The following is a 17,588-nucleotide window of genomic DNA, read 5'->3' as shown; positions in this document are numbered from 1 at the left end:
GGACAGCAGGAGAGCTTTTATTTTGGTATGCGAATCGTCAGTTGAATATATTCTTCAAATTCTTCTTCTTCCGTATTCAATTTTACACCGCTGTCTTCAACCATTGACAGTGACTGGCGAATCGTGTTCATTGCAATTCTAGTATCCCTGCTGAACGCTTTGCGTCTAGGCTTTGGTTTTCTCTGGCCTTGCTCCAGCATTTTAACCACGCGGTCTTCTGTCTGCTTTACATTTAAGCTTTTCTCAATTATCTCTGTGAGCAGTGTGACTTGGAGCTCAGGCTGTTTCAGGGGAATCAGCGCTCTGGCATGACGCTCAGTGATTTTCTTCTCCATGATTGCGTCTTGAACCGGCTGAGGCAGCTTTAATAGCCGCAGTTTATTCGCAATCGTTGACTGTCCTTTTCCTAAACGCTGCGCCAGTGCTTCCTGTGTTAAATCATGAAGCTCAAGGAGCCTTGCGTAGGCATGCGCTTCCTCAATCGAAGACAATTCCTCCCGCTGCAAATTTTCAATTAACGCCACAGAAGCGGTTTCCGTGTCGGAAAAATCCTTAATAATGGCCGGAATCTTTTCCCACTCGAGCGATTGCACCGCTCTCCAGCGTCTTTCACCTGCAATGAGTTCGTATTGGCCTTCTTCTTCTGTATGCCTGACAACAATCGGCTGAATAATGCCGTGTGTATGAATGGTCATTGCTAACTCTTTGATTTTTTCATCTGAGAAAATGGTGCGTGGCTGAAAACGGTTGGGAACGATAGCATTTACCGGTATTTCAAGAATCTCTTCTTTGTTTGTCTCATGTTCAGCAATCTCCGGTTCCTGTTCCTTCTCACCAAGCCCGAAGAAACGAGAGAATGAATGCTTCATGTACCTACACCACCTTTAAAAACTGCCATTTTTATAATTCTATTTTCTCATGGTTTTTCCTGCTGTACCGTCATTAATTTTGAAGAAAATATGATGGTATTGTCATATCAGGCTGTCTAAATTACCCTTCAATTGGCGATTTATTAGGAGTTCCCGGTTTTCTTGGATACTTCTTAGGTGTATTTTTAATCTTGCGTATCACCATAATATTACGATCGCTTTCTTCAATAGGCAGCTTAAAGGAATAGGTATTCTCCAGTTCTCCTCCAAGCGTTGTGATTGCTTTCTTCCCCGCATTTAATTCTTCTTCAGCAGATGCGGCTTTTAAAGCAACAAATAAACCGTTTTTCTTCACCAGAGGCAGACAAAGCTCGCTTAAAACAGATAGTCTCGCAACCGCTCGCGCTGTCACGATATCATAGCTTTCCCGTATGTCCTTCCGTTGCCCGAATGTTTCAGCTCTATCATGGCAAAATGTCGTATTCTCCAATTGTAAAGCTTCAGACAGCTTTTCTAAAAATGTTATTCGTTTGTTTAATGAATCTACGATTGTGACATGAAGGTGCGGAAAACATATTTTAATCGGCAGACTCGGAAAACCCGCTCCCGCTCCGACATCACAAATCGTATTCACCTGATTGAAGTCGACATAAAATGCAGCTGTAATGGAATCATAAAAGTGCTTCAGATACACTTCTTTTTTCTCTGTAATCGAAGTCAGATTAATTTTTTCATTCCACTCAACCAGCATATCGTAATACAGCTCAAATTGCTCCAGCTGACGAGGAGAAAGGGAGATCCCTTTTTCCGCCAGTCCAGAAGTGAATTCTTCAATATTCATGCCGTCATCCTTTCTACTCGGCTATCTTCGCAATGCGGCCCTGCTCTAAATATACCAATAGAATTGAAATGTCTGCCGGGTTCACACCGGAAATACGGGAAGCTTGGGCAACAGACAAAGGCCGTACGTTTTTCAGCTTTTGACGTGCCTCAGTTGCAATCCCCTTAATTGCATCATAATCAATTCGATCAGGGATTTTTTTGTTTTCCATCTTCTTCAGTTTTTCCACCTGCTGAAGGGATTTTTCAATATACCCTTCATATTTCACTTGAATTTCTACTTGTTCTGCCACTTCTTGCGGAACCGTCACTTCTGGCGGCGCAAGTTTAGTCACAGTTTCATAGTTCATTTCAGGACGTTTCATCAAGTCTGTGCCGCGTACTCCATCTTTCAATTCGCTTCCGCCAAGAGAACGGATATATTCTTGATTTTCTGGAGACGGCTTGATAATCACAGAATGCAGACGTTTTTTCTCCGCTTCGATGGCCGCTTTTTTCGTTTCAAAAGCCGCAAATCGCTCATCAGAAATTAATCCGATACGGTGGCCGATTTCTGTCAGACGCAGATCTGCATTGTCATGGCGAAGAAGCAATCTGTATTCAGCACGAGATGTCAAAAGACGGTATGGCTCATTTGTTCCTTTTGTCACAAGGTCATCAATGAGAACACCAATGTAGGCGTCAGAACGGCTTAGAATCACTTCTTCTTTTCCAAGCGCTTTTCGCCCTGCATTGATTCCCGCCATAATGCCTTGTCCCGCGGCTTCTTCATAACCGGATGTTCCATTAATTTGGCCGGCAGTGTAGAGATTTGTAATTTTTTTCGTTTCAAGCGTCGGCCATAGCTGAGTCGGTACAATCGCGTCGTACTCAATCGCATAGCCGGCTCTCATCATTTGAACGTTTTCCAGACCCGGAATCGTTGCAAGCATTCTTTGCTGCACGTCCTCTGGAAGACTAGTAGACAAACCTTGAACATAAACTTCCTGCGTATTTCTGCCTTCTGGCTCAAGGAAAATTTGATGACGCGGTTTATCATTAAAACGAACAACTTTATCTTCAATTGACGGGCAGTATCTCGGACCTGTACCTTTGATCATACCGGAATACATCGGTGAACGGTGCAGGTTGCTGTCGATAATTTCATGTGTCTCAGGGCTCGTATATGTCAGCCAGCAAGGAAGCTGATCTGTGATATATTCAACCGTTTCATATGAGAAAGCGCGAGGCACTTCGTCACCAGGCTGAATTTCCGTTTTGCTGTAATCAATCGTGTCGCTTTTGACGCGAGGCGGCGTACCTGTTTTAAAACGAACAAGGTCGAAGCCCAGTTCTTCCAAATGCTCAGAAAGCTTAATAGAAGGCTGCTGGTTGTTCGGACCGCTTGAGTAAGAAAGATCACCGAGAATGATACGCCCTCTCAAATATGTTCCAGTCGTCATGACAACAGCTTTCGCGCGGTAATGCGCACCGGTTTGTGTAATGACACCGCGGCACTCGCCGTCTTCAACGATCAGCCGCTCCACAATTCCTTGCAGCAGCGTTAAGTTTGGTTCTTTTTCAAGCGTATTTTTCATTTCGTGCTGATATTGGAATTTGTCTGCTTGGGCACGCAATGCACGGACCGCAGGACCTTTTCCAGTATTCAGCATTCTCATTTGAATATGTGTTTTATCAATGTTTCTGCCCATTTCTCCGCCAAGCGCGTCAATTTCGCGGACGACAATCCCTTTTGCAGGGCCGCCGACAGACGGATTACATGGCATAAACGCAACCATATCTAAGTTGATGGTCAAGACAAGCGTTTTGGCGCCTTGGCGTGCTGATGCGAGGGCAGCCTCAACACCGGCATGCCCGGCGCCAATCACAATCACATCGTATTGGCCTGCTTCATACCCCATGATTCTAATTCCTCCTTTTATTATTTTCCTAAACAGAACTGTGAAAAGAGCTGATCAATTAAGCTTTCGTGGACAGCGTCTCCAATGATTTCGCCCAGAAGCTCCCAGCATCTTGTTAGATCAATCTGCACCATGTCGATCGGGACATCCTGTTCGATGCCGCTAAGCGCGTCTTCAATGGCGCGTTTTGCTTCCTGTAAAATTGATATATGGCGTGTGTTGCTGACATACGTTAAATCTCCGCTTTCAATAGCACCTGTAAAGAACAGCGATTGAATCGCTTCCTCCAAATCATTAACGCCTTCTTCTTTTAGAAGGGAGGTCGTTACAACAGGACGTCCATTGGCCAGCTCACGTACACGTTCTATGTCAATTTTCGCCTCGAGGTCAGTCTTATTCATAATAACGATGACGTCCATTCCCTTAACGGCTTCAAAAAGCTTCACGTCTTCTTCAGAAAGCTCTTCACTATAATTGAGCACAAGTAAAATCAGGTCTGCTTCCTTCAAAACCTGACGAGAGCGTTCAACACCTATTCGTTCAACAATATCCTCTGTTTCACGAATACCTGCAGTATCAACAAGACGAAGCGGAACACCTCTCACATTCACGTATTCCTCAATCACATCCCGTGTCGTACCCGGAATATCGGTAACAATGGCTTTTGCCTCGTGAACCAGGCTGTTCAGAAGAGAAGACTTCCCGACATTCGGACGGCCGATAATGACAGTGGAAAGACCTTCCCGTAAAATTTTGCCTTGCTCAGACGTTCTAAGCAACGCCTCAATTTCTTTTTTAACGGAGCTTGCCTTTTCAACTAAAAGCTGATGTGTCATTTCTTCTACATCATCATACTCCGGATAATCTATATTTACCTCAACATGGGCCAGCGTTTCTAAAATATCATCGCGCAAACGGCGCACCAAAGCAGAGAGACGCCCTTCCATTTGATTCAAAGCGACGTTCATTGCCCGATCCGTTTTCGCTCTGATTAAGTCCATTACCGCTTCCGCCTGTGAAAGGTCGATTCGGCCATTTAAAAATGCACGTTTCGTAAATTCACCAGGCTCCGCCAGTCTCGCTCCCTCTCTTAAGGCGAGCTGGAGCACTTGGTTTACTGTCACAATTCCCCCGTGGCAGTTTATTTCTATGACATCTTCACGTGTAAAAGTTCTCGGTGCTTTTAACACCGATACCATTACTTCCTCCACGACCCGATCGGTACGTTTGTCTACGATATGGCCGTAATGAATCGTGTGTGATTCGACCGAACTGATCGTTTTCCCTTTCGGCCCTTTATAAATCCTGTCGGCAATCTGGATTGCTTCCGGTCCGCTCAGCCGTACAATAGCAATCGCACCCTCACCCATCGGTGTAGAAATGGCCGCAATTGTATCCATGTTGTTCACCTCTCTTTTCTATACTCTCATTCATCTATATAAAAAATATTTTATTATGCCAAAACTAAAAGATAACATAGTTTGGTTCGAAGTGGAAGATGTGTTATCCACAGACTTAGAAATTCATCCCTTATTACTTTAACTTATCCACATGTGAATAACAATTAATTTTATTTCCTGAACTTCCTTTTTATCAACAGGATACACCTAAAAAGGAAAAACTTAAACGGAAAAAGCTTGATATTACAAGGGAAAATAGATTTTTCTATACAAAAAAACCGAAGCTCCGATTTTTACCGGACTTCGGTTTTATGTTATCTTTTCTGGGAAATAACGAGGTGGCGATTATCGCCTTCACCCATTGAATACGTATTGATCTGCTGATTTGCATATTTGGAAAGAGCATCATGAATGATTTTTCTTTCACTGGACGGCATCGGTTCTAAATGAACATCTTTTTTCGTTTTCAAAACCTGGTCTGCCAGTCTCACAGCCAGCTGACTCAGCGTATCTTTCCTTTTCGAACGGTAGTTTTCTGCATCTACCGTCACATTTTTATACTGATCTGAATAACGATTAAGGACAAGCTGGGTCAAAGTTTGAAGGGCATTTAAGGTTTGTCCTCTTTTCCCAATCAACAATGCCGCTTTTTCACCCGTTATATGGAAACATACTGCCTTTTTGCTTTCTTTTACAGTCACATCAGACTTTCCGGCAATGGATTCGGCAATTCTTTTAAGATAAATCCTTGTTTCCTGAATCGGATCAAATTTTTCAGCCAGCTTTACGATTGCCGGCTTTTTGCCGAATATACCGAGGAAGCCTTTGTTTCCTTCCTCAATAACGGTAATGTCAACTTCATCTCTCGTTAATTGCAACTCACGTAATCCGGACTGTACTGCTTCATCGACATCTCGCCCTGCAGCAGTCACATTCCTCACTTTTTCTTTCCTCCGGCTTTTTGCGGCTGAGGATCTTTTTTAATATCAGGCCCTTTAATGAGGAAAGTTTGCGCAATCATAAACAAGTTACCGACTACCCAATAAAGAGAAAGCGCCGCTGGGAAGTTGATCGCAAACACAATGATCATAATCGGCATAATCCAAAGCATCATTGCCATTTGCGGATTTTGCTGCGCGTTGCCCGCCATCATTAATTTTTGCTGTACGAAAGTGGCAACCCCGGCAACAATCGGAAGAATATAGAAAGGATCTTTTTCCCCTAAGTCAAACCATAAGAAACTGTGCTCTGAAATCGCCTGTGTTCTCATGATCGCATGATAGAATCCGATTAATATCGGCATTTGAATTAAAATCGGGAAACATCCTGCCAATGGGTTGACGCCATGCTTTTGAAATAAAGCCATTGTTTCCTGCTGAAGTTTCTGCTGCGTTTTTTGATCCTTTGAGCTGTATTTTTCTTTAAGCTTTTGCATTTCCGGCTGTAAAGCCTGCATCGCTTTCGAGCTTCTCAGCTGCTTGATCATCAGCGGCAAAATTAATAAACGGATTAAAATTGTAACAATAATAATTGAAAGTCCATAGTTGTCTCCCGTCAATTTCGCAACATACGTAATGAGCTCAGACAATGGAAATACTACGTACTTGTCCCAAAAATGCGGACTATCTGCAGTGATCGGCTCTTTGACACTCGAGCATCCAGCCAAAAGCATGAATACGCCGACCATACTTAATAGCAACCATATTCTCCTTTTCAACAACATTTCCTCCTATAATCATTCTTTACACTCTCTTATTACAAAACATACTTGTATGTATTTTAGCATCTTTCAGTTTTAAATGGTGTCTTTTTCTGTTCAACCAGAAAGGAAGCGCTTTTAAAAGTTGTAAGAAAGCAGTGGCACCTACTTTTTTGACGAAGTTTTCTTATATAATGAGGCCTTCCTGAATAAATGCTGCAGACTTTTTTTCGTTTCCTCAAATGTCAGCTGACTTGCTGGTTTTCTGGCAATAATAATATAATCCTTTTCCTTCAGCCTGTCTCTCTCTTCTAGAAAAGCTTGCCGGATTAAACGTTTTATCCGGTTTCGCATTACTGCATTGCCAATTTTTTTGCTGACGGAAAGACCAACGCGCAGCTCATCGTTTTCAGGCTGATCAAGCGTATATAAGACAAACTGGCGATTCGCTACTGATGTGCCATGCTTAAACACTTTTTGAAAATCTTCATTTTTCTTTAAACGATTTCGCTTCTTCAAATTGACTTCACTCCGATACTGGCTGGCAGAAACTTTTAATTTTATTTGAAAATGAGATGTGCAGAGAGAGGGATATCCCCCGCTCATACACATCACATATATCTTTTCCCTTAAAGTGAAAAAAGACCACTGACATTATTCAGTGGCCTAAGCTGATAATACTTTTCTGCCTTTGCGGCGACGGCGCGCTAAAACTAGACGACCGTTTTTTGAACTCATACGGCTTCTGAAGCCATGAACTTTACTGCGTTTACGGTTATTCGGTTGGAATGTTCTTTTCATTTATGACACCTCCCTCGAGGAATAGCTGTTAAAGACAGTCTTACTTATTATATTTGCGTTACCTATTCATTGTCAACTTCACTAGTGCTTTTGTTTCTTGCAACCATAATAGGATACCATACCTTATCGACTTTCGAAACCTTATTTTTTCAGATTCCTGAATTTAACGAAAAAAAGTCAGATACAAATGACATTCTGAGCTGAAAATTCGTGATGTGGATATCTTTTTTCCCTTTTTTAATATCCACAAAGGTTATCGACAACATTTTCACACTGCCAACTCCTGTGGACAAATTTTTTTCAACAGGTTGTCTGCTTTGTGGATAAGATTGTGACAACCATTGCAAGCTCTCGTTTAATTTGGTATTATATTTGTGTTTTAACTCTTGATTACGAATCTTGCTTTCACTCTTTATCCACAAACTGTGGATAAGATGTGGATTGATTTCACACAGCATGTGTAGAAAGTTGTCCACAACTTGTGAAATTTGTCGAAAAGCTATTTATCTACTATATTATATGTTTTCAACATTTAATGTGTACGAATGGTTACCGCCATTTGCTCTTTTTTTGTGTTCTATAACAGAAAAAGGCGTTATTTTTTAGAAAAGGAGGGACGTGCCGGAAGATGGAAAATATATTAGACCTGTGGAACCAAGCCCTTGCTCAAATCGAAAAAAAATTGAGCAAACCGAGTTTCGAGACTTGGATGAAATCAACGAAAGCCCACTCACTGCAAGGGGATACATTGACAATTACCGCTCCTAATGAATTTGCCAGAGACTGGCTGGAGTCCAGGTACTTGCATCTCATTGCAGATACTATATATGAATTAACCGGGGAAGAATTGAGCATTAAATTTGTCATTCCTCAAAATCAAGATGTCGAAGACTTTATGCCAAAACCGCAAGTCAAAAAAGCGGTAAAAGAAGATACATCTGATTTTCCTCAAAATATGCTCAACCCAAAGTATACATTTGATACTTTTGTCATCGGATCTGGAAACCGATTCGCTCACGCAGCTTCCCTAGCAGTAGCGGAAGCACCTGCAAAAGCATACAACCCTTTATTTATCTACGGAGGCGTTGGATTAGGGAAAACACACTTAATGCATGCGATCGGCCATTATGTAATAGATCATAATCCTTCTGCCAAAGTGGTTTATCTGTCTTCTGAGAAATTTACTAACGAGTTCATCAACTCTATTCGGGATAATAAAGCAGTTGATTTCCGCAATCGCTACCGAAATGTTGATGTGCTTTTGATAGATGATATTCAATTTTTAGCCGGGAAAGAACAAACGCAAGAAGAATTTTTCCATACTTTCAACACGCTGCACGAAGAAAGCAAACAAATCGTCATTTCAAGTGATAGACCGCCTAAAGAAATTCCGACACTTGAAGACAGATTGCGTTCACGCTTTGAATGGGGTCTGATTACAGATATTACGCCTCCTGATTTAGAAACAAGAATTGCGATTTTAAGAAAAAAAGCCAAAGCGGAAGGCTTGGATATTCCGAACGAGGTTATGCTTTATATCGCAAATCAAATCGACAGCAACATTCGGGAGCTGGAAGGGGCATTAATCAGGGTCGTTGCGTATTCATCTTTAATTAATAAAGACATTAATGCCGATCTGGCCGCTGAGGCATTAAAAGATATTATTCCTTCCTCAAAACCGAAAATGATTACAATAAAAGAAATTCAGAGAGTAGTAGGCCAGCAATTCAATATTAAGCTTGAGGATTTCAAAGCAAAGAAACGGACAAAATCGGTAGCATTCCCGCGTCAAATCGCTATGTACTTATCGAGAGAAATGACTGACTCCTCTCTCCCTAAAATTGGGGAGGAATTCGGTGGCCGTGACCATACAACCGTTATTCATGCGCATGAAAAAATCTCAAAACTGATGGCAGATGATGAACAGCTTCAACAGCATGTAAAAGAAATTAAGGAACAGCTTAAATAATAGGGCCGGGGATAAATCGGGAGAAGTGTGAATAACTTTTCTAAAGTCATACACAGTCTGTCCACATGTGGATAGGCTGTGTTTCCTGTCTTTTTCGCAACTTATCCACAAATCCACAAGCCCTACTATTACTTCTACTACTTTTTTTAAAAAAAATATATATATTAATACATTATCCGTTAGGAGGATAAAAATGAAATTTACGATTCAAAAAGATCGTCTTGTTGAAAGTGTCCAAGATGTGTTAAAAGCAGTTTCATCCAGAACTACAATTCCGATTTTGACCGGTATTAAGATCGTTGCCTCAGATGAAGGGGTATCTTTTACAGGAAGCGATTCTGATATTTCCATCGAGTCTTTTATTCCGAAAGAAGAAGGAGATAAAGAAATCGTTACGATTGAACAGCCAGGCAGCATTGTATTACAAGCCCGCTTCTTTAGCGAAATTGTAAAAAAACTCCCGATGGCAGCTGTAGAAATCGAAGTGCAAAATCAATATCTGACGATTATCCGCTCTGGAAAAGCCGAATTTAACCTAAATGGACTTGATGCTGATGAATATCCGCATTTGCCGCAGATCGAAGAGCATCATGCGATTCAGATTCCTACGGATTTGTTAAAAAACCTAATTAGACAAACAGTGTTTGCGGTGTCCACCTCAGAAACACGTCCTATATTGACAGGTGTAAACTGGAAAGTGGAGAAAAGTGAATTATTATGCACTGCGACGGATAGCCACCGTTTGGCTTTAAGAAAAGCCAAACTTGATATTTCAGAAGACAGATCCTATAACGTCGTGATTCCGGGTAAGAGCTTAACTGAACTCAGCAAAATTTTAGATGACAACCAAGAACTAGTAGATATCGTCATTACAGAAACCCAGGTTCTGTTTAAAGCAAAAAACGTCTTGTTCTTCTCGCGCCTGCTGGATGGAAATTACCCAGATACAACGAGCCTTATTCCGCAAGAAAGCAAGACAGAAATCATTGTGAACACAAAAGAATTCCTTCAGGCGATTGATCGTGCATCTCTATTAGCCAGAGAAGGACGCAATAACGTGGTGAAGCTTTCTGCAAAACCTGCTGAATCAATTGAGATTTCTTCTAATTCACCTGAGATCGGAAAAGTTGTGGAAGCAGTTCTTGCAGATCAAATTGAGGGTGAGGAATTAAATATCTCTTTTAGTCCAAAATATATGCTGGATGCATTAAAGGTGCTTGAAGGAGCAGAGATACGTGTCAGCTTTACAGGAGCTATGAGACCTTTCTTAATTCGCACGCCGAATGATGAAACAATCGTACAGCTTATCCTCCCTGTCAGAACCTATTAATCCGATATACGGCTGCCGACCTGTTCGGCAGCTTTTCTATTCGGTATCTGCTCCGTCAAGTTTTCCCTTTCCCTAATTCGTTTTTTTTTAGTACAATTAGATATTAGTGATATTTGAAAGAGGTCGATATAATGGCAAATCCGATTTCTATTGATACAGAGATGATTACACTCGGTCAATTTCTGAAATTAGCCGATGTGATTCAGTCAGGCGGTATGGCAAAGTGGTTTTTGAGCGAGCATGAAGTGCTTGTAAACAATGAGCCGGACAATCGCCGCGGCAGAAAGCTGTATGTTGGAGATGTGGTAGAGATTGAAGGATTTGGTTCATTTCAAGTCGTCAATTAAAGCGGGTGACACTGATTGCATATCCAGAACTTAGAACTGACATCTTACCGCAACTACGAACATGCTGAACTTCAATTTGAAAATAAAGTAAATGTGATCATTGGAGAAAATGCCCAGGGGAAAACAAACCTCATGGAAGCGATCTATGTCTTGTCCATGGCAAAATCGCATCGGACTTCAAATGACAAAGAACTTATCCGATGGGACAAAGACTATGCTAAAATAGAGGGAAGAGTGATGAAGAAAAACGGAGCGATTCCGATGCAGCTCGTCATCTCCAAAAAGGGTAAAAAGGGCAAGGTCAATCATATCGAACAGCAAAAACTCAGCCAGTATGTCGGTGCCCTCAACACCATCATGTTTGCGCCGGAAGATTTAAACCTTGTAAAGGGAAGCCCTCAAGTGAGACGGAGGTTTCTTGACATGGAAATCGGCCAAGTTTCTCCCGTCTACCTGTATGACCTTTCTCTTTACCAGAAGATTCTTTCCCAGCGAAATCACTTTCTGAAGCAGCTGCAAACAAGAAAACAAACTGACAGAACAATGCTTGATGTTCTGACTGATCAGCTTATTGAAGTTGCCGCAAAAGTCGTCGTAAAACGTCTGCAATTCACGGCACAGCTCGAAAAATGGGCGCAGCCTATCCATTCGGGCATCTCAAGAGGGCTTGAGGAACTGACGCTGAAGTACCATACGGCGCTTGAGGTATCAGATCCTGAAGACTTGTCGAAAATAGGAGATAGCTATCAAGAAGCGTTTTCTAAATTAAGAGAAAAAGAAATTGAGCGTGGCGTCACGCTGTCTGGACCTCATCGGGATGATGTTCTTTTCTATGTGAACGGACGCGATGTGCAGACGTACGGTTCTCAAGGACAGCAGCGGACGACGGCATTATCCCTTAAGCTGGCTGAGATTGACCTGATCCATGAAGAAATCGGAGAATATCCCATTTTACTATTGGATGATGTGCTGAGTGAGCTGGATGATTATCGCCAATCGCACTTGCTTCATACCATCCAGGGCCGTGTACAAACGTTTGTCACAACGACAAGCGTTGATGGCATTGATCACGAAACCTTACGGCAAGCAGGAATGTTCCGTGTGCAAAACGGTGCGTTAGTGAAGTGAAGAAATGAGGTGGGCAATTGTATATTCATTTAGGTGATGATTTTGTGGTTTCAACATGCGATATTATTGGCATTTTTGATTTTAAAGCCAACATGTCGCCAATTGTTGAAGAATTTCTGAAAAAACAGAAACACAAGCTGGTGCCTTCCGTAAACGGCACACCCAAATCTATCGTAGTCACGGTTCAGAATATATATTACTCTCCCTTATCTTCAAGCACATTAAAAAAACGTGCGCAATTTATGGTTGAAATAGATTCTTAGTGATTTTTTATAACGAATATATTGTTTAAGAAAAGTGTAGGTGAATAACGTGGCTATGGAACAGCAGCAAAATAGTTATGATGAAAATCAGATACAGGTACTAGAAGGATTGGAAGCTGTTCGTAAAAGACCGGGGATGTACATCGGTTCAACTAACAGTAAAGGTCTTCACCATCTGGTATGGGAAATTGTCGACAATAGTATTGACGAAGCCCTGGCCGGTTATTGTACAGATATCAATATCCTAATTGAAAAAGACAACAGCATCACAGTAATTGATAATGGCCGCGGGATTCCAGTCGGTATTCATGAGAAAATGGGCCGTCCTGCGGTTGAAGTCATTATGACTGTGCTTCACGCCGGAGGAAAATTTGACGGAAGCGGATATAAAGTGTCCGGAGGTTTGCACGGTGTAGGTGCCTCGGTCGTTAACGCGTTATCAACAGAGCTTGATGTGACTGTTCACCGTGACGGAAAAATCCATCGTCAAGTCTATAACCGCGGTATCCCGGTTTCTGATCTCGAGGTTATTGGCGAAACGGATCATACCGGAACGACTACACATTTTGTTCCAGATCCTGAAATTTTCACGGAAACAACTGAGTATGAATATGATCTGCTTGCTAACCGTGTTCGTGAACTAGCCTTTTTGACAAAAGGCGTAAACATCACGATTGAAGATAAACGTGAAGGACAAGAACGCAAAAATGAGTATCATTACGAAGGCGGAATAAAAAGCTATGTAGAGTATTTAAACCGCTCCAAAGAAGTTGTCCATGAAGAGCCGATTTATATTGAAGGCGAAAAGGACGGCATTACGGTTGAAGTCGCTCTGCAATACAATGACGGCTACACAAGTAATATTTACTCATTTACAAACAATATCAACACGTACGAAGGCGGTACTCATGAAGCCGGTTTTAAAACAGGGCTGACTCGTGTCATCAATGATTACGCCAGAAAAAAAGGACTCATAAAAGAAAATGATCCAAACTTGAGCGGAGATGATGTGAGAGAAGGGCTTACCGCGATTATCTCGATCAAACACCCGGATCCGCAGTTCGAAGGCCAAACGAAAACAAAATTAGGCAACTCAGAGGCACGGACTATCACAGATACGTTATTTTCTGCGGCGTTGGAAACATTTATGCTGGAAAATCCAGATGCGGCCAGAAAAATCGTTGACAAAGGTTTAATGGCAGCAAGAGCAAGAATGGCTGCGAAAAAAGCACGTGAATTAACGCGCCGCAAAAGCGCTTTGGAGATTTCAAACCTTCCCGGTAAATTAGCGGACTGCTCTTCGAAAGACCCGAGCATCTCCGAGTTATATATCGTAGAGGGTGACTCTGCCGGAGGATCTGCAAAACAGGGGCGTGACAGACATTTCCAGGCCATTTTGCCGCTTAGAGGTAAAATCCTGAACGTTGAAAAAGCAAGGCTTGATAAAATTCTTTCTAACAACGAAGTTCGTTCTATGATTACTGCACTCGGCACAGGTATCGGGGAAGATTTCAACTTGGAAAAAGCCCGTTATCACAAAGTTGTCATTATGACAGATGCCGACGTTGACGGCGCGCACATCAGAACATTGCTGTTGACGTTCTTTTACAGATATATGCGTCAGATTATCGAAAACGGCTATGTGTACATCGCGCAGCCGCCGCTCTACAAAGTCCAGCAGGGTAAACGTGTTGAATATGCCTACAATGACAAGCAGCTTGAGGAACTGTTGCAAACTCTTCCTCAAACGCCTAAGCCTGGATTGCAGCGTTACAAAGGTCTTGGTGAAATGAATGCCACCCAGCTTTGGGAGACAACTATGGATCCGAGCTCAAGAACGCTTCTGCAGGTGACTCTAGAGGATGCAATGGATGCGGATGAAACGTTCGAAATGCTGATGGGAGACAAAGTAGAACCGCGCAGAAATTTCATAGAAGCAAATGCGAGATACGTGAAAAATCTCGACATCTAATAATAAAAAGCCTTATTTCCAATTAGAAATAAGGCTTTTTTCTGAACTGGACAGGACCCAGGAATTCTTGTAAAACCTATATATTCTAGTAATTTAATGTGTATAAGTATAAGTTTATTGATATAATGGAGAATAGCGAAATCGTATTGAAGATCATAATGGACAATCTACTCCCACATAATTTCATGTGATACTTCAGGGAGGTTTTTTAATGAGTGAACAAAACACACCAAAAGTTCGTGAAATAAATATCAGTCAGGAAATGCGCACGTCCTTTTTGGATTACGCGATGAGCGTTATCGTATCCCGGGCACTGCCGGATGTGCGTGACGGTTTAAAACCGGTTCACAGACGGATTTTATACGCGATGAATGATTTAGGCATGACGAGTGACAAGCCGTATAAAAAATCGGCTCGTATCGTCGGAGAAGTTATCGGGAAATACCATCCTCACGGTGATTCAGCGGTATATGAATCTATGGTCAGAATGGCGCAGGATTTCAACTACCGTTATATGCTTGTCGACGGTCATGGAAACTTTGGTTCTGTAGACGGAGACTCAGCCGCTGCGATGCGTTACACCGAAGCCAGAATGTCTAAGATCGCCATGGAAATTCTGCGAGATATTACAAAAGACACGATTGATTATCAAGATAACTATGATGGGTCAGAGAGAGAACCTGTTGTCATGCCGTCAAGATTCCCAAACCTGCTTGTAAATGGAGCAGCCGGTATTGCAGTCGGAATGGCTACAAATATTCCGCCGCACCAGCTTGGAGAAATTATTGACGGAGTGCTTGCCGTAAGCGAGAACAAGGACATAACAATCCAAGAGCTGATGGAATTCATTCCTGGACCGGATTTCCCGACTGCCGGACAAATTTTAGGCAGAAGCGGAATCCGCAAGGCATATGAATCCGGAAGAGGTTCTATTACGATTCGGGCAAAAGCAGAAATTGAAGAAACTTCTTCAGGGAAAGAAAGAATTTTAGTAACAGAACTCCCTTATCAGGTGAATAAAGCGCGTCTAATTGAGAAGATTGCTGATCTTGTCAGGGATAAGAAAATTGAAGGGATAACTGATTTGCGTGATGAATCTGACCGTAACGGTATGCGGATTGTCATTGAAATCAGACGAGATGCCAATGCGCATGTTATCCTGAACAACCTGTACAAACAGACAGCCCTGCAAACCTCCTTCGGGATTAATATGCTCGCGCTTGTTGACGGTGAGCCGAAGGTATTAAATTTAAAGCAATGTCTGGTGCATTACCTAGATCATCAAAAAGTCGTTATCAGACGCCGTACAGCTTATGAATTGCGTAAAGCGGAGGCAAGAGCGCATATCTTGGAAGGATTAAGGATTGCTCTTGATCATCTTGATGCAGTTATATCCCTTATCCGTAGCTCTCAAACGGCTGAAATTGCGAGAACAGGGTTAATTGAACAATTCTCGCTGACCGAAAAGCAAGCCCAAGCTATTCTAGACATGAGGCTCCAGCGTTTAACAGGATTGGAAAGAGAAAAGATTGAAGAAGAATACCAATCCCTTATTAAATTAATTGCAGAGCTTAAAGAAATCTTGGCCAATGAAGAAAAAGTGCTTGAGATCATCCGTGAAGAGCTTACAGAAATTAAAGAGCGTTTCAACGATGAAAGACGCACTGAGATCGTTACTGCCGGTCTTGAAACAATTGAAGATGAAGATCTCATCGAAAGAGAGAACATCGTTGTCACCCTGACACATAACGGATATATCAAACGTCTGCCTGCTTCGACCTACCGCAGTCAAAAGCGCGGAGGAAAAGGCGTTCAGGGAATGGGAACAAACGAAGATGATTTCGTTGAACATTTGATCTCTACTTCAACACATGACACGATTCTCTTCTTCTCCAACAAAGGGAAAGTGTATCGTGCAAAAGGGTATGAAATCCCTGAATACGGTAGAACCGCTAAGGGAATCCCGATTATCAATCTGTTGGAGGTAGAAAAAGGTGAATGGATTAACGCAATTATCCCAGTCACCGCATTCGAAGAAGATCTCTATCTCTTCTTCACAACAAAACATGGGATTTCAAAACGCACTTCACTGTCTCAGTTTGCTAATATCCGTAACAACGGCTTAATTGCGCTGAGCTTGCGGGAAGATGATGAATTAATGGGTGTCCGGCTTACTGACGGCACAAAACAAATCATCATCGGAACGAAAAACGGACTGCTGATTCGTTTCTCTGAAACAGATGTTAGGGAAATGGGAAGAACAGCGGCAGGCGTAAAAGGCATCACCCTTACTGACGACGATATTGTCGTCGGCATGGAAATATTAGAGGAAGAATCTGATGTCCTTATCGTGACTGAGAAAGGTTACGGTAAACGAACTCCGGCTGAAGAATACAGAACCCAAAGCCGAGGCGGAAAAGGACTGAAAACATGTAAAATCACGGAGAACAACGGCCATTTAGTAGCGGTGAAAGCTACCAAAGGTGAAGAGGATCTGATGATTATTACTGCCAGCGGTGTACTGATCAGAATGGATATCAATGATATCTCAACTACCGGACGCGTAACTCAAGGCGTACGTCTCATCAGAATGGCGGAACAAGAGCATGTTGCCACAGTCGCATTAGTTGAGAAAAACGATGATAATGAAGAAAATGAGCAAGAAGAGACGCAAGAAAGTTAAAGAAAAAGCGCGGCTATACCAGCTGCGCTTTTTTATATCAAAAACTCTTTACAGTGAGAAGAATTATGGTATAATCATTTCTGTTGTCTTTTAAAAAAGACATGACATTACTAGATGAAAACATTTTTTTAAAAAAGTGTTGACCTAGTTAACTAAAAATGTTACTATTAAGTAGTCGCTTCGAGAGAGGCGCGCAAAGTTCTTTGAAAACTAAACAAGACAAAACGTACCTGTTAATTCAAGTTTTAAATAAATCGCACAGCAATGTGCGTAGTCAGTCAAACTACTTTATCGGAGAGTTTGATCCTGGCTCAGGACGAACGCTGGCGGCGTGCCTAATACATGCAAGTCGAGCGGACAGATGGGAGCTTGCTCCCTGATGTTAG

15 protein-coding genes and 1 rRNA gene are annotated in these 17,588 nt (G+C 42.1%); 8 read left to right on the top strand and 8 right to left on the bottom strand.

Annotated features, from left to right (window positions below; genetic code table 11):
* Nucleotides 1–17 precede the first annotated feature (17 nt).
* The 8 genes from noc to rpmH form a co-directional block, all read right to left on the bottom strand.
* Nucleotides 18–869, bottom strand: coding sequence for a nucleoid occlusion protein (gene noc, locus LJF29_RS20430; protein ID WP_003219249.1), 852 nt, complete (start codon nucleotides 867–869; stop codon nucleotides 18–20).
* Nucleotides 870–990: 121 nt separating this feature from the next.
* Entirely contained in the window at nucleotides 991–1,710 is a 720-nt protein-coding gene (rsmG, locus tag LJF29_RS20425; RefSeq protein WP_010332667.1) for a 16S rRNA (guanine(527)-N(7))-methyltransferase RsmG, read from the bottom strand.
* A 13-nt stretch (nucleotides 1,711–1,723) separates the two neighbouring features.
* A complete protein-coding gene (gene mnmG / locus LJF29_RS20420) occupies nucleotides 1,724–3,610 on the bottom strand; it encodes a tRNA uridine-5-carboxymethylaminomethyl(34) synthesis enzyme MnmG (protein ID WP_229150238.1) in 1,887 nt (628 codons plus the stop codon).
* Between the two features lie 20 nt (nucleotides 3,611–3,630).
* Nucleotides 3,631–5,010 (bottom strand): tRNA uridine-5-carboxymethylaminomethyl(34) synthesis GTPase MnmE, encoded by a 1,380-nt coding sequence (gene mnmE / locus LJF29_RS20415; RefSeq protein ID WP_026014643.1) that lies wholly within the window; start codon nucleotides 5,008–5,010, stop codon nucleotides 3,631–3,633.
* 314 nt (nucleotides 5,011–5,324) lie between these two features.
* Nucleotides 5,325–5,951, bottom strand: coding sequence for an RNA-binding cell elongation regulator Jag/EloR (gene jag / locus LJF29_RS20410; RefSeq protein ID WP_010332670.1), 627 nt, complete (start codon nucleotides 5,949–5,951; stop codon nucleotides 5,325–5,327).
* A complete protein-coding gene (gene spoIIIJ, locus LJF29_RS20405) occupies nucleotides 5,948–6,733 on the bottom strand; it encodes a YidC family membrane integrase SpoIIIJ (protein ID WP_081638392.1) in 786 nt (261 codons plus the stop codon). Before spoIIIJ ends, jag begins: the two co-directional genes overlap by 4 nt.
* A 141-nt stretch (nucleotides 6,734–6,874) precedes the next feature.
* Nucleotides 6,875–7,228: a ribonuclease P protein component gene (gene rnpA / locus LJF29_RS20400; RefSeq protein ID WP_010332672.1), complete on the bottom strand. Its 354-nt coding sequence runs from the start codon at nucleotides 7,226–7,228 to the stop codon at nucleotides 6,875–6,877.
* A gap of 147 nt (nucleotides 7,229–7,375) precedes the next feature.
* Nucleotides 7,376–7,510 carry a 50S ribosomal protein L34 gene (gene rpmH / locus LJF29_RS20395; RefSeq protein ID WP_003178075.1) on the bottom strand — a complete coding sequence of 45 codons (135 nt, stop codon included), beginning with the start codon at nucleotides 7,508–7,510 and terminating at the stop codon, nucleotides 7,376–7,378.
* 628 nt (nucleotides 7,511–8,138) lie between these two features.
* Here rpmH and dnaA point away from each other — a divergent pair.
* The 8 genes from dnaA to LJF29_RS20355 form a co-directional block, all read left to right on the top strand.
* The gene (gene dnaA, locus LJF29_RS20390) at nucleotides 8,139–9,479 is read left to right on the top strand and encodes a chromosomal replication initiator protein DnaA (protein WP_229150237.1); all 1,341 of its coding nucleotides are present in this window, start codon (nucleotides 8,139–8,141) and stop codon (nucleotides 9,477–9,479) included.
* Between the two features lie 193 nt (nucleotides 9,480–9,672).
* On the top strand, nucleotides 9,673–10,809 hold the full coding sequence (gene dnaN, locus LJF29_RS20385) for a DNA polymerase III subunit beta (protein ID WP_010332674.1): 1,137 nt from the start codon (nucleotides 9,673–9,675) through the stop codon (nucleotides 10,807–10,809).
* Nucleotides 10,810–10,940: 131 nt separating this feature from the next.
* Nucleotides 10,941–11,156 (top strand): ribosome maturation protein RlbA, encoded by a 216-nt coding sequence (gene rlbA, locus LJF29_RS20380; RefSeq protein WP_003219264.1) that lies wholly within the window; start codon nucleotides 10,941–10,943, stop codon nucleotides 11,154–11,156.
* 15 nt (nucleotides 11,157–11,171) lie between these two features.
* Nucleotides 11,172–12,284 (top strand): DNA replication/repair protein RecF, encoded by a 1,113-nt coding sequence (gene recF, locus LJF29_RS20375; protein ID WP_168746732.1) that lies wholly within the window; start codon nucleotides 11,172–11,174, stop codon nucleotides 12,282–12,284.
* Between the two features lie 17 nt (nucleotides 12,285–12,301).
* On the top strand, nucleotides 12,302–12,547 hold the full coding sequence (gene remB, locus LJF29_RS20370; protein ID WP_010332676.1) for an extracellular matrix regulator RemB: 246 nt from the start codon (nucleotides 12,302–12,304) through the stop codon (nucleotides 12,545–12,547).
* Nucleotides 12,548–12,602: 55 nt separating this feature from the next.
* A complete protein-coding gene (gene gyrB, locus LJF29_RS20365) occupies nucleotides 12,603–14,519 on the top strand; it encodes a DNA topoisomerase (ATP-hydrolyzing) subunit B (protein WP_010332677.1) in 1,917 nt (638 codons plus the stop codon).
* A gap of 211 nt (nucleotides 14,520–14,730) precedes the next feature.
* On the top strand, nucleotides 14,731–17,202 hold the full coding sequence (gyrA, locus tag LJF29_RS20360; RefSeq protein WP_168746733.1) for a DNA topoisomerase (ATP-hydrolyzing) subunit A: 2,472 nt from the start codon (nucleotides 14,731–14,733) through the stop codon (nucleotides 17,200–17,202).
* 288 nt (nucleotides 17,203–17,490) lie between these two features.
* Nucleotides 17,491–17,588, top strand: a 16S ribosomal RNA gene (locus LJF29_RS20355); the annotation flags it as partial.

This window comes from Bacillus sp. LBG-1-113, assembly GCF_020708615.1.
GTDB classification, from domain to species: domain Bacteria; phylum Bacillota; class Bacilli; order Bacillales; family Bacillaceae; genus Bacillus; species Bacillus mojavensis.
The sequence above is the reverse complement of the archived record's forward strand: the minus strand, read 5'-3'. Positions and strand labels throughout refer to the sequence as shown.